This is a genomic window from Anaerococcus rubeinfantis (assembly GCF_001487145.1).
GTDB classification, from domain to species: Bacteria; Bacillota; Clostridia; order Tissierellales; family Peptoniphilaceae; genus Anaerococcus; species Anaerococcus rubeinfantis.
Genome location: NZ_LN913016.1, coordinates 1,325,040 through 1,339,436, shown reverse-complemented (window position 1 = coordinate 1,339,436; position 14,397 = coordinate 1,325,040). Strand labels below are relative to the sequence as shown.

General features: G+C 29.5%; 12 protein-coding genes. All 12 read left to right on the top strand.

Annotation, left to right across the window (positions count from 1 at the left end; translation table 11 throughout):
- The first annotated feature begins 12 nt into the window (after positions 1–12).
- The 12 genes from BN3265_RS07345 (at position 13) to BN3265_RS07290 (ending at position 14,389) form a co-directional block, all read left to right on the top strand.
- On the top strand, positions 13–1,356 hold the full coding sequence (locus BN3265_RS07345; RefSeq protein WP_058990946.1) for a PTS galactitol transporter subunit IIC: 1,344 nt from the start codon (positions 13–15) through the stop codon (positions 1,354–1,356).
- A gap of 3 nt (positions 1,357–1,359) precedes the next feature.
- Positions 1,360–1,644 carry a PTS sugar transporter subunit IIB gene (locus BN3265_RS07340; protein ID WP_058990945.1) on the top strand — a complete coding sequence of 95 codons (285 nt, stop codon included), beginning with the start codon at positions 1,360–1,362 and terminating at the stop codon, positions 1,642–1,644.
- Between the two features lies 1 nt (position 1,645).
- Positions 1,646–2,479 carry a class II fructose-bisphosphate aldolase gene (locus BN3265_RS07335; protein WP_058990944.1) on the top strand — a complete coding sequence of 278 codons (834 nt, stop codon included), beginning with the start codon at positions 1,646–1,648 and terminating at the stop codon, positions 2,477–2,479.
- 11 nt (positions 2,480–2,490) lie between these two features.
- Positions 2,491–3,180 (top strand): triose-phosphate isomerase, encoded by a 690-nt coding sequence (locus BN3265_RS07330; RefSeq protein ID WP_058990943.1) that lies wholly within the window; start codon positions 2,491–2,493, stop codon positions 3,178–3,180.
- 3 nt (positions 3,181–3,183) lie between these two features.
- Positions 3,184–3,705 carry a YjbQ family protein gene (locus tag BN3265_RS07325; RefSeq protein WP_058990942.1) on the top strand — a complete coding sequence of 174 codons (522 nt, stop codon included), beginning with the start codon at positions 3,184–3,186 and terminating at the stop codon, positions 3,703–3,705.
- Positions 3,706–3,977: 272 nt separating this feature from the next.
- Entirely contained in the window at positions 3,978–4,961 is a 984-nt protein-coding gene (locus tag BN3265_RS07320; protein ID WP_058990941.1) for a LacI family DNA-binding transcriptional regulator, read from the top strand.
- A 306-nt stretch (positions 4,962–5,267) separates the two neighbouring features.
- Positions 5,268–7,181 carry a PTS transporter subunit IIBCA gene (locus BN3265_RS07315; protein ID WP_058990940.1) on the top strand — a complete coding sequence of 638 codons (1,914 nt, stop codon included), beginning with the start codon at positions 5,268–5,270 and terminating at the stop codon, positions 7,179–7,181.
- A gap of 39 nt (positions 7,182–7,220) precedes the next feature.
- Positions 7,221–8,636 (top strand): glycoside hydrolase family 32 protein, encoded by a 1,416-nt coding sequence (locus tag BN3265_RS07310; protein WP_058990939.1) that lies wholly within the window; start codon positions 7,221–7,223, stop codon positions 8,634–8,636.
- A gap of 84 nt (positions 8,637–8,720) precedes the next feature.
- On the top strand, positions 8,721–10,154 hold the full coding sequence (locus tag BN3265_RS07305) for a glycoside hydrolase family 32 protein (protein WP_058990938.1): 1,434 nt from the start codon (positions 8,721–8,723) through the stop codon (positions 10,152–10,154).
- 256 nt (positions 10,155–10,410) lie between these two features.
- Complete coding sequence (locus BN3265_RS07300; RefSeq protein WP_058990937.1) at positions 10,411–12,576, top strand: hypothetical protein; 2,166 nt, start codon at positions 10,411–10,413, stop codon at positions 12,574–12,576.
- Positions 12,569–13,087: a signal peptidase I gene (gene lepB / locus BN3265_RS07295; RefSeq protein ID WP_058990936.1), complete on the top strand. Its 519-nt coding sequence runs from the start codon at positions 12,569–12,571 to the stop codon at positions 13,085–13,087. The genes BN3265_RS07300 and lepB overlap by 8 nt, the downstream gene beginning before the upstream one ends.
- 120 nt (positions 13,088–13,207) lie before the next feature.
- Positions 13,208–14,389, top strand: coding sequence for a DUF7601 domain-containing protein (locus BN3265_RS07290; RefSeq protein ID WP_058990935.1), 1,182 nt, complete (start codon positions 13,208–13,210; stop codon positions 14,387–14,389).
- The last annotated feature ends 8 nt before the right edge of the window (positions 14,390–14,397 follow it).

Sequence of the window (14,397 nt, the reverse complement as noted above, 5' to 3'; positions counted from 1 at the left end):
AGGGAGGGAAAAATGTTAGAACTTTTTCAAAAATTTGTTGATTTGGGAGCCATAGTTGTGCTACCAATATTAATTTTTATATTTGGAATGATACTTGGAACAAAAGCCAAAAAATCTTTTACATCAGGAATAATTGTAGGTGTAGGTTTTGTTGGTTTGAATATGGTAATTGATTTACTTGGAAATAGTTTGGGACCTGCTGCTCAACAAATGGTAGAAAGATTTGGACTAAATTTAACAACTATCGATGTTGGTTGGCCAGCAGCTGCAGCAATTTCTTACGGAACAGTTTTAGGAAGTTTAGCAATTCCTATAGGAATAGGTCTTAACATAATTTTATTATTTTTAGGACTCACAAAAACATTGATGGTAGATATGTGGAATTTTTGGCATGCAGCTTTCGTAGCGTCCTTAGTATATGCAATAACCCAAGATTTTGCCCTAGGAATTTATGCGACAATAGCATATTTGACAATGATATATTTACTAGCAGATATTATAGCACCAAGAATTGAAAAATTTTATGGTTTTCCAAATATAACATTCCCACACGGAACATCCGCACCAGGATTTTTATTTGCCCTACCATTAAATTGGATTTTTGAAAGAATACCAGGATTTAATAAAATCGAAGCTGATCCAGAAACAGTTCAAAAGAAATTTGGTGTATTTGGAGAAAGTACAGTTTTAGGATTAATAATTGGTTTAGGTATGGGAATTTTGGCAGGATATGACTTGGGCGGAATTTTACAATTAGGAGTAAAAACTTCAGCGGTTATGGTATTAATGCCAAGAATGGTTTCACTTTTGATGGAAGGGCTTGCACCAATTTCTGAAGCAGCAAACACTTTTGTGCAAAAAAGATTTCCAGGCAGGGAAGTAAATATAGGAATGGATTCAGCCTTATCAGTAGGTCACCCAGCAGTTTTATCAAGTTCATTATTACTAGTACCAATAACAATTTTATTAGCTGTAATTTTACCAGGAAATACTACGCTACCTTTTGGAGATTTGGCTACAATACCATTTGTAGTTTGCTTAATGTCTGCAGTATTTAATGGAAATATTGTACGTACAGTAGTAGGTGGAAGTATATATATGACTACTATTTTATATATAACTTCTTGGGCTTCACCACTTGTAACAATGGCAGCAAAGGCAGCAAAATTTGATTTGGGTGGAAACAAAAGCATAACTGCAATGGCAGAAGGTGGTTTATGGCCAACATGGTTATTTATAATGTCAGGAAAACACATGCCATGGCTAATGCTAAGTATAATATTTGTTGCAAGCTTAGGTGGATTATATTATGTAAACAAGGTTAAAGGAAAAAAAGAAAATAAAATTAAGGAGTAGAAAATGAAAAAATTATTAATAATGTGTGGATCAGGAATAGCAACTTCTACAGTTGCCACAGGAAAAGTTAAACAATGGTTAAAAGATAACAATCTAGAAGATGAAGTGAAAATTTACCAATCAAAAATAGCAGAAGAAGTTAATCATATTGATGATTATGATGCAGTAATAACCACAACAACTGTTCCAGATAGCATTAAAGACAAAGTTATATTTGGACTTCCATTACTAACAAATATGGGTCTTGATCAGTTGTGGGATCAATTAAAAAAAGAATTGGAAAAATAAAATGAAAGCAACATCTCGAGAAGTTTTAAAAAAAGCTCAAAAAAATTCTTATGCAGTTCCCTCATTAAATTTTATTGATGGACTAACTGCAAAAGCCTATTTAGAAGTTTGCGAGCAATTTAAAGTTCCTATGATATTATCATTTGCCCAAGCTCATGAAAAATGGCTATCATTAGAAGACGCAGCTTGGATTGGGAAAAAAATCCAAGAAAAAGCATCTACACCAGTAGTTTTACACTTAGATCATGGTCAAGATATATCTTTTGTAAAAAAGGCAATAGAATTAGGCTTTGATTCTGTAATGATTGATGCTTCAACTCAAAGTTTTGAAAATAATATAAAAACAACAAAAGAAGTTGTTTCTTATGCTCATGAACGTGGAGTTGATGTTGAAGCAGAAATTGGTTTTGTAGGTGCAAACGAAAACTTAGAAAATCATGAAGTTGTAAATTCTATTTACACAGAAGTTAATGATGCTGTAGAATTTGTAAATAAAACAAATGTAGATTCACTTGCGATTTCTATAGGAACAGCCCATGGAGTTTATAAGGGAGAACCAAAAATTAATTTTGAGAGATTGTATGAAATAAGAGAAAAAGTAGAAATACCCCTAGTTTTACACGGTGGTTCTTCTACAGGTTATGATAATTTAAGTAAATGTGTCAAAGGTGGAATAACAAAAATAAATTTATTTACAGACATGATTAATGCAGGATTTTCTGCTATAAAAAATGAAGATGTAGTAGATTATCCATCTTTGATTATTAAGATTAAAGAAAATATAAAAGAAGAATTAATAAAATATTATGAAGTTTTTGGGTTAATTGAAAGATAGGAGTGATAAAAATGAAGATAAATTCAAAAAAACATTTCTTTGTATTCAATCCAAAATCATATTTGTACGGTGAAAAACTAATAAAATATGCTAAAGTTGCCGACCAAATGTCAAAAAAATATCCTAATATAGATGTTTTTGTGACAGGACCTTATGCTGATTTATATCGTTTGAATAAGGAAACAGAAAATATAATTGTAACAGCACAACACATGGATGGGATAAATCCAGGTCGAGGAATGGGAGCAGTTTTACCAGAATCATTAAAAGAAGCTGGAGTTGGTGCTACATTTTTAAACCATGCCGAACATCCATTAACTTTAGCACAAATTGCAGCTTCTGTAAAAAGAGCAAAAGAATTAGAGATAATTACAATTGTTTGTGCAGACTCAAAAGAAGAAGCCAAGGCAATAGCAACTTTGGATGTAGATATTATTTTGTGTGAGCCAACAAAATTAATAGGTACAGGAAAAACAAGCGATAAGACTTATGTAGAATCAACAAATAATTCTATTAGAGAAATAAATCCAAATGCTCTTATAATGCAAGCTGCAGGAATAAGCACAGCCTGCGATGTATATAATACAATAAGCCAAGGTGCAGATGGAACTGGATGTACAAGTGGAATTGTAAAAGCAAAAGATCCTGAACAAATGATAAGAGATATGATTGAAGCTGTTGATAAGGGAAGTAGAGTGTGATTTATGCCAGTATATATGAAAGATTATCAAGTAGAAAGTAAAGAAGGGCAAGTAAGCTTTATAGATATCACAAAAAATGTAAAAGAAGCTATAAAATTAAGTGGTATCCAAAAAGGAACTTGTACAGTAACAACAAGTCATACAACATGTTCAATATTTTTTGAAGAATTTACCCACGATGTAGATGAAAATGGAACAGAATATTTACTTCTTGATATGGATGAATGTCTTCAAAAAATAGTTCCAAATCACGACAGTGCAGATATCTACAGATATCCAGGAGAAAAGCATTACCAAGAAGTCGAATCTTGGCCAGATTTAGATAAATGGCTACCAGGAGGAGATCGCACAAAATTATGGAATGCAGACGCACATATTAAATCTTCAATTATAGGATCAAGCGAAACATTTGTTGTCAAAGATAATAAATTGGCGGTTGGAGTAACTGGCTACGTATATTTTGTAGATTTTGATAGGACGAGACAAAGACAAAGAAAATTTACTGTCACTGTTATGGGAGAGTAAAATATTAATTTAAATAGTTTCAATTTTTTTAAATTTTAAAATATTTTAGAATAAAAAATATAAGGCTTTTGCAAATTATGAAATCTCTAATTCATTTTGCAAGAGTCTTTTTTTATTTTAGCTTATTAAAAATAAATAATTACTGCATTTAAAAATAAAAGTATATCCATTTACAAAAATTACGCGTATAATATTTTCTATATGCAAGAAATTTAAGAAATTATAAATTAATATGTGCTAGAATAAAAAATATATTATAAAAGGAGGTAACTATGAAAAATGCAGCAACTATTAATGATGTTGCAAAAATAGCTGGAGTATCTAAAAGTACAGTTTCACGCTATTTAAATGGGAAGCCTTTGAAAGAAACAACATCTATAAAAATAAAAGAGGCAATAGAAAAAACAAATTACCAGGCAAATATGTTTGCAAGGCTAAGTGCTAAGAAAAGTTATATAATTGGTATAGTTGTTCCAGGTTTTGATTCTACTGTAAATCCAAGAATTTTAACTTATGTTGATAAATATTTAAGAAATAAAAATTACACACCACTGATTATTAATACTGAAGATGATATGGATTTTGAGGCTAGAAGTATTGAAAATTTAGCTAGTATGAAAGTAGATGGGATTATTGTTGTAGCTTCATATATTACGAACAAACACAAGGAAGTTATTAAAAATATTTCTACTCCTGTTATTTTTCTTGGCCAGGAATTTAAAGAAGGAATTTCTATTGTCGATGACAATTATAGGGCAGGCTTTGAATTTGGTAAATATGTTGGAAAATCCGGGATAAAATCTGTAGCTTGCTTATGGGTGGATGAAAAAGACATACAAGTTGGTAAAAATCGTAAAAAAGGTGTAATTGATGGTTTAAAAGATGAAGGTGTAAATAATATTTCTGAAAAAATTACAGATTTTTCATTTAATACCTCATACAAAAAAGCTATGGAAATTTTAAAAGAAGAAAAAAAAGTGGAAGCAATAATGTGTGCTACTGATAGAATTGCTCATGGTGTTTATAAAGCTTGTATTGAATTAGGTTTAAAAATCCCGGAAGATGTTTCTGTAACAGGATTTGGTGGATATGACTCAAGTGAAATCTTAACACCTCCATTAACTACAATAAAATTTGATGTAGAAACCGCATCATTTGTTTGTGTTGATACTATACTAAAAATGACTGAAGATAAACCTGTTAGCAAAAAACAAGTAACAGGATTTAAATTTATTGAAGGAAAAAGCGTAAAATAAATTTTGCCAGCTGTTGCAAATTATGAATTTATATGTTTTAAATTTAGAAATAGACCTTAATAGTTAGAATTAAATTAAAACTTTTGGAAATAATTCTACTGGTTTTTTAAATCGTATTTTAAAGAAATTATTTTTCTAAGATTTAAACAATTTATTCATCTTGCAATAGCTTTTTTATTTCTTAAATAAAAACCGGTTTAAATTTATTAAAAAACTTTATAAAAAGTGTTGACAAGAATATAGGGAACGTATACAATGGTTTTAAATAAAACCGGTTTTATAAAAGAATAAAAAATGGAGGGAAAAATGGCTTCAAAAGAAAAAGAAAAACAATATTTAGAAATCTCTAAACAGATTGTTGATATTGTTGGAGGAATGGACAATATTGTCTCTAGTGCTCACTGTGCAACTCGTTTGCGTATAGTTCTTAAAGATTATGATAAGGTAGATTTAGAAAAAATTGATGATGTGCCTTTAGCAAAAGGACAATTTATTACTGGAAATCAGCTACAAATTATTTTTGGTGCTGGACTTGTTAATGATGTTCATGCAGTATTTGCTCGCTACACTCACACAGAAAATTCAAAGTCCAGTGATGTAAAAGATATAAGTTCAAAAAAATCAAACCCAATTCAAGCTGTTATCAAATCACTTTCAGATGTTTTTATAGATATTATTCCAGGAATCTTGGCTGCTGCTTTACTATTAGGAGTAACGGGAGTATTGGGCAAGTTGGATGTTGTAAAAAATAACCAAACTTTATATGCTATAAATCGTTTGGCAACTATTGCTTCCGCAGGTATTTTTGATATCTTGCCTATGGCAGTTTGTTACAGTGCATGTAAAAGATATGGTGGTAAACCAATTTTAGGTATGGTTGTTGGTGCTATTATGTTAAGTGGAAGCTTAGCAAATGCTTATGAAGCTGCTCAAGGAGCAGTTGATCCTGAAATTTTAAATTTATTTGGATTAAAAATTGAGTTAGTAGGTTTCCAAGGTGGAATTATTATTGCCTTGATGATGGGATTTGTAATTGCAAAATTAGATATTTTCTTTGATAAAAAAATTCCAGATGTAGTAAAATTATTATTCTCACCTTTGTGTTCAGTATTTATTTCAACCTTGTTGTTATTTACAATTGTTGGACCAGTGGGACGTTTATTATCAAACGCAATCACAGGTGGTTTAGTTTGGATGACAGAAAATTTGGGAATTGTTGGTTACATGATTTTTGCAGGCGTTCAACAAATTATTGTTATAACAGGCCTACACCATATTTTAGGTGCTATTGAATCAACTTTAATTGCTGATACAGGAAGAAACTTTTTAAATCCTTTGATGTCAGTTGCCTTGATGGGACAAGGTGGAGCAGTTTTAGGATATCTTGCTCTTAATTGGAAAAATAATCGTGTTAAAGAAGTCTGTATTCCATCATTTGCTTCTACCTTATTCGGAATAAGTGAGCCCGCAATTTTTGGTGTAAACTTACGTTATAAATTCCCTATAGTTGCAGGTTGTATTGGTGGAGCACTTGCTGGTGGATATGTTTATATGACAGACCTTGCTTCCCTTGGATTTGGTACAACAGGTGTACCTGGTCTTGCGATTGCAGATCCAAGCGGAAATGGATATTTAAATTATATTATAGCTCACATAATTGCAATTGCTGGTGGTTTTGTATTTACAGTTTTATTTGGAAAGTTATCAAAAGATAAGAGTAAAAATCCTAAAGAAAATAAAAAAAATGAAAAAATAGAAGAAAAAATTGAAAAGGGGCCTGTAGAAATAAGACCTTGTGCAAAAGGAGAAGTTAAGGACATTAGCCAATCTAAAGATCAAACTTTTTCATCAAAAGTAATGGGTGAGGGTGTTGTTATTGAAAATCATGACGGAAAAATCCTAGCTCCTTGTGACGGGAAAATTGCCTTTGTTTTTGAAACTAAACACGCTTATGGAATTGAGCTAGATAATGGAGCTTCTATTTTAATCCATTGTGGAATTGATACAGTGTCATTAGATGGAAATGGATTTAAATCTTTTGTGAGTGAAGGTCAAAGAGTTAAAACTGGAGATCTTTTGTGTGAAATGGATGTAAAATATGTTGAAGATAAGGGTCTATCTTCAGAAATTTTGATGGTTTATCAAATTAATGATAATAAATTAGAACTTAAACCATTAGAAGATGCAAATTTAAATACAACACTTGCAACAATAGACTAAATGATTAATCATTTAGTCTTATTTAAAAAGTAGGAAATTATGAAAATAGAAGAATATAAATCCTTAATAAAAAAGGCGGAAAATTCCAAAAATTCACATTCATTAGATCCTTACAGGCTTAACTATCATTTAATGCCAAAAGTTGGCGGCCTTGGAGATCCAAATGGGCTTTGTCAAGTAAAGGGAACCTATCATCTTGGATATATTTATTCCCCAATAAAATTTGAACTTGAGGGAAGAAGCCCTTGTTTTTGGAAGCAATATACAACAAAAGATTTTATAAATTACGAAGACCAAGAAATTTTTATCTATCCAGATTCCCAAAGAGATAGGGACGGGGTTTATAGTGGAAGTATGATTTATGAAAATAATAAATTTTATGCCTATTATACAGGAAATGTAAGACATGAGGGAAATCATGATTATATTACAAGCGGTCGTGAGCAAAATATTATGAGAGTTGAAAGTGAAGATGGAATAAATTTTGAAAATAAAACTTTGCTTATGGTAAATGAAGATTTTCCAAAAAATTTAAGTCAACACGTTCGTGATCCTCAAGTTTTTAAATATGATAATTCTTACTACATGATTATAGGTGCAAGAAGTCTTGATGATGAGGGTTGTGCCATTGTTTATAAAACAGAAGACTTAAAAAATTTTAAAGAGATTAACATCTTACAAACAGATGAAAAATTTGGCTATATGTGGGAGTGCCCAGATCTTATTGAACTAAATGGAAAATCTTTTTTGATAGCTTGTCCCCAAGGGATAGATCATGAAAAATTTCATTTTCAAAACGACCACCAATGTGGAGCCTTTTTAATTGATGGTGATTTTAGAAAAAATAATAAAATAAAATCTTTCCAAGAATTTGATTATGGATTTGATTTTTATGCTGCAAGAACCTTGTTTGATGAAAAGGGTAGAAGAATTTTAATTGGATGGATGGGAATGCCAGAAAGTTCGTACGCTTTAACACCCACATCAAAAAATGGCTGGGACCAATGTCTTTCTATGCCAAGAGTTTTAATTGAAAAAGATAAACATATCTACCAAAAACCCTTGGAAGAATTTAAAAATTTAAGAAAATCACACAAAAATTTTGAGGACAATATTTTTGAAAATTCTCTAACTTTTGAAATGAAGATAAATCTTAAAAAAGAAGAAGACTTATTGATTAAACTTAGAAAAGATTGTTCGTTAAAATATGATTCAAATAGGAAAATTTTGACCCTAGATATGGGAACTTGTGGCGATGGTAGAAATACTAGAAAAATGAAATTAGGAAGTCTTTCAAATTTAAGGATTTTTTCAGACACATCCAGCTTAGAAATTTTTGTAAATGATGGTTATGCCACAATGAGTACTAGAATTTTTGATTTGGAAAGTAAAGTTCAAGTTCAAACGAAAAACGCCCTTATAGATTTTTATGAATTAGGAGAGTTTAAGTTTTAATTTTAAATTATTTATAAAAAATTGACCTATAGAAAAGTACAAAAAATAAATGAGAATTTCAAAAAATAGAAAAGGATAAAATTTATGAATAGACAGACATATATTAATTTAGAAAAAGAAAATCAAGAATTTAGAAAAAAAGTAAATTCTGATCCAAACAGGTTGAAATTTCATTTGATGCCACCAACAGGATTTTTAAATGACCCAAATGGTCTTTATCAAAAAGATGGATTGTACCATATTTATTTTCAATACACACCCTTTAATCCAGGCTGGGGTTTAAAAACTTGGGGCCATTATACAAGCTCCGATATGCTTACTTTCAAAGAAGAAGAACCATTTTTATATCCAGACATCAAAGAAGACAAGGACGGGGTTTATAGTGGGTCAGCTTTCAAAGAAGATGGAAAAGTTCATTTCTTTTATACAGGAAATGTAACCTACAAAGATATGGAAGGTTATGATGGAGTTTTAGTTGGAAGAGAACAAAATACAATAAAAGTTACAAGCTCTGACGGTTTTAATTATGACAAAAAAAATATTATTTTAAAAAACGAAGACTATCCTGAATTTATGTCCTGCCATGTTAGAGATCCAAAAATATTTAAAAAAGATGGAAATTATTATATGGCAATCGGCGGAAGGATGAAAGATGATGTAGGATGTTTGCTTTTATTCAAATCCAAAGACTTAGAAAACTTTGAATTTTTTGATATGATCACACCAAAAGAAAAATTTGGCTACATGTGGGAATGCCCAGACCTTTTTGAACTTGATGGGAAATTAGTCCTAGTTACTTGCCCCCAAGGAGTCGAAAAAGATGGATACAAGTATGAAAATGTCTACCAATGTGGATATTTTTTCCTAGATTATGATTTTGAAACAAAAAAATATTCCTTGAGTGAATTTAAAGAATTAGACCATGGCTTCGATGTATATGCTCCCCAAAGTTTTTTGGATGAAAAAGGAAGAAGGATTCAATATACCTGGATGGGAATTCCAGATGCAGAATATACAAACGAACCGACAGTAAAATATGGTTGGAACAACGCTCTATCCATGCCAAAAGAATTGAAAATAAAAAATAATAAGCTTACACAAAATCCAATCGAAGAAATGAAAAAGTTACGACTTAAAGAATATTCCTGCAAAATTAAAGAGTTTGAAGGATTAAATATAAAAGATGAGCTTTTTGAAATGAAAGTCAACTTTGAAAGAAAAGAAGATTTTAAGTTAGAAATTAGAAAAAATGTATTTTTAGAATATAAGAAAAATCTTTTGACCCTAACTATGAATGAAAGTGGTTTTGGAAGAGACAAAAGACATATTGAAATTGAGGAAATTAAAAATATAAGAATATTTAACGACACATCATCAATCGAAATATTCATTAATGACGGAGAAGAAGTGATTACAAGTCGTGTTTACTCAGAAGAAATTTCAAAACCAAAATTTCTTACAGAAAATAAAGGAAAAATCCAATATTATCCTTTAAGAGGATATGAATATATAAAATAATTGTGCATTTTATTTTCTTAAAAAAATGAGCTAAATCTACTAAATTAATAAATTTCTTTTTAAACGAAATAAAATTTTTTAGATTTAGCTCATTTTTTATTAATGTTAAATTATTAACTTGATAAAAAGCCTTGATTATGCTAATATATGTTTAATAGAATACTTATTAAAAAATGTATACTATTTTAAGATGAAGCGTTCTTAAAAATCATTTTAGATTTTACAATATAATTTGTAAAGGAGGTATGTATATGATATGAAAAAATTCAAGATAACATCTTTGTTTTTGGCTTTTTTTATTTTTTCAACAAGTATTTATCCAACATCCGCAGATGAAATCTATAGCAATGAAAAAAGCATTATAGAAGATCCATTTGACACTAATGAAAACGATTTTCAGAAAAAAAGTGATAATATTCAGACGGATTTTAAAAATCAAAATCTTCAAAAAAGCAAAGAAAATGAAAAGTCCAATATAGAAAATGAAAAAAAATCTGGAACAGATCTTCCTATAACGGAAAATATAAAAACAAAAAATCCTAAGATTTTATCTACCAGATATTTTAATCCAAAATTTGATAAGACAAAACTTATTGTAAAAATCAATTTACATGGTCTAAATGGAAAAGATTTTGATTTTAAAAAAGTCTATCCAAATGGTGGGAAAATTTATCTAAAAGGGAAAAGTTCAGTTCATTATAATGATATTGTCGATGGAAAAGAAGTTATTAAGCATTATGTAGACGAATTAAATAAATCTAGTGATTTTTCTAAAGATAAGCTTGAAATAGATTTTGGATTAGTTTCTCAACTATTTTTTGCTGATGAGTTTTTAAATTCTTATCAAGATGAATCTTATGTTGAAACATCTTTTGACTTATCAAATGAAAAAACTTTTAAGACTGATACCAGTAAAGAAATTAATTGGGATGGAAAATACCCTACAACTACACTAAATATTGATCTTTACCAAGTTCAAAATACAGACATTATTGTAAAAACAAAGGATGAAGATGGAAATCTTGTAGATAATCCTAGTTTTGGCGAAATAATCTATAGGATAGGTAATGAAAGTAGTACAAAAAATATTCCTAAAGATAATAATAAGCATGATTTGTACGAAAATCTTAAAGTAGATGAAAAAAATATAGGCAATTTTAATGGCAGTAAAGAGAAAAAAATAAACTTAAAAGATGCAAATTCTAATGGATTTATTAGCAAGGCTGGAGAAGATTTTGCCTACAAAATTGAAGGGATAAAACAAGAACAGCCTTCAAATCCAACAGAAGTAAATTTAATTAGAAAGAAAAAAGTTATTGTAGGAAAAAATCGCCCGACATATCTTGATCTGGATACTGGAAAAAGGGTTTTTGATAATGATTATGTGAAAGTAGAATTTGATTGTGGAGAAAAAGGAAATATAGAAAACCCTAACAAAATTTATTGGGTTTTAAAAGGAGAAAATGTTAAAGGAAAAATTAAAGCTCCAAAAGTTTCTTCACAAAAAGGCTATGAACTAATTGGATGGAATCCTAGTTTTGATTCAAACTTAGAAGTCTATTACAAAGATACAATATACAAGGCTAATATAAAAGAAATATCATATTTTGATTATTCAACCTATGCAGGGGATGTAGTTAATTATCCTATAAAAATAAAAGATGCTAGGAAAATAGAAAAAGTTTCATTAGAAGAAGAAAATAATCAATTAAAAAAAATAGATATTAATGATAAGCTAGATTTAGAAGATTCAGAAGAAGTAAAGCTTAATTTAGGAAATAAAACATTCGAAAGTAAAGATTCTGGAAATTTAGTAACAGATTTAAAACTTGAAGTTTACAATGGATTTGGAGATAAGATTCTAAAAAGCGAAGATAAAAAGATAGTCAAAAAAATATACATGCTTTCAAGTGATGTAGATGAAAATAAATCATGGTCAGCTATAAGGTATACAATAAAAACCCAAAATTCTAAAGGAGAAGTAATACCGGAAGAAATAAAGACAAGGACAGATGAAAAGTTAAGTAAGAAAAAAATAATTGAAGCTGTAAAAAAAGGCGAATTTGCTTACAATGAAGATGTTCCACAACAAAATAAAACAGGACAAAATGCTCTTGATATGAAAGTTGATGGAAAAAATGTCTTAAATCCAGATAAGATAAAAAATCTTGAAGTAAAAGATGAAGATTATAAAAAAATAAATCTTTCAAAAGAAAATGAAAAAGAAGTTCCAGTTACAATAACATATTTGGACAATTCAAAATCAACGGTAAATGTTAGAGTAAATTCTAGCCAAGCAGTTTTAACAGGAATAGTTGATTTTAGTAATAATTATACAAAAATCATACTGGCATTAGGAATTTTTGGGGTTTTTGTAAGTATAATTAATTTTTGGAAAAAAAGTCTAAGAAACTATGAATAAAAAAAATCAAAAAACAAAAGATCCAGTGGCAAAGGCCCTAATCAAATTTTTAATTAAACTTGTTACAATTTTAATAATAATAGTAAGTACTTTTACATTCGTCTTTGGAATTCATAGATTTGAAGATGACTCAATGATACCAAGTGTAAAGCCAGGAGATATGATTTTGTATTTTAGACCAGACAAAAACTTTCTTGTCGGAGAAACAGTTGTTTATAGCTATGATGGAAATACAAAAATTGCAAGAGTTGTTGCAATGCCTGGAGATAAAGTCGAATTTAATGAAAATGGTCTTGTGGTAAATGGCTCTAATCAATATGAACCAAATATTTATAAGCCAACCCTTCCCTTTACAAACGGAGTAAAATATCCCCTTACTTTGAAAGATGATGAAGTTTTTCTTCTTGCAGATAATAGGGATAAGGCTGTTGACTCAAGATTATTTGGACCAGTAAAAATTAATTTGATTAAAGGAAAAATATTTACCTTATTAAGACGAAGAGGAATATAAAATTTTATTATAAAAATTATTTAACTTTAAAATTTTTAGAAATTTTAAAATAAAAAAGTGTTATTTACTTTTCCAAGTAAGGAAAATAAATATAAATTGAAAATAAAGAAAGGAAAAAGAATGAAATCAATAAAAAAGAAAATAATAGCAAGTGCATTAGCAGTGACATTATTGGGCGGAGCATTTATGCCAAAGGCAAATGCAGAGGGCGAGACAGACGTAAAAATTTGGAAAGATTTAAAGATTACAAAGATACTAAACAAGGTAGAAAAGGGTGTGACTACACCAGATGCAGAATTTGAATTTAGTTTTACTCCAAAAACTGAAAATGCTCCTGCAATTGGAAATGTAAAAATAGGATATACAGCAGCAGATGATACTGATTCTGATCAAGCAGAAGCTGGCATACAAGTTGAAAAGACTGTAGGTGTTGATTTAAGTAATATACAATGGACTGAATCCGGTATATATGAGTATGAATTAGAAGAAGTGATTCCAAATAATGGGATTAAAGACATGGATTATGGTTACTTATTGAATCGTAGAGGTAAATTTACAAAACCAGGAGAAAGAGAGTACTACCCTTATAAGATTAAATTTAAGGTTGAAGAAATAGAAGGAAATCTAGAAGTAACTGATATTGTAGTTTCTCAGCAAGATAGAAAAATAACAAGAAAATTAAATTATGATGATAATAAAGGTCTTAAATTTAAAAACTATTACGATAAAAAAGATGGAAATGATAATCCAGGTGGTGGAACAGATATAACAGAAGATGACAAAAAAGGTTTTGCCTTTAAAAAGATTGTAGATAGTCAAAAAGATTATGATTTAGAAAAATCTTTTGATTTTGGTGTACAAGTAGATAAGGCTGTTGGATCAAATTCAAAAGATACAGAACTTAAATATGTAGTAGTGGATAAAGATGGGAAAGTTGGAGCAGAACAAACAGCAGCTTATGGTACAGAGTTTACAGTTAAACTAAAAGATAAAGAGAGAGTAGTATTTACAGATGTAATCTTAGGCTCAAAGGTAAGTGTAACAGAAAAAGATTCTAAAGGTCTTACCCCTTCTACTAAATCTAACTTCTTTGAAAAAGATGAGAATTCATCAAGTGATAAAACCGCAGTAGGTTTTATTGGTGACCAAGAAGGCGGAAACTATGCAGAATTTACAAATAAAAATACACCTATAACAGGTATTTTAATTGACAACCTACCATATATTGCTTTAGTAGTAGTTGCAGGATTTGGTATATTCTTCTTTGTAAAAAATAGAAAAGAAGAGGAAATCTACGCATAATATTATTT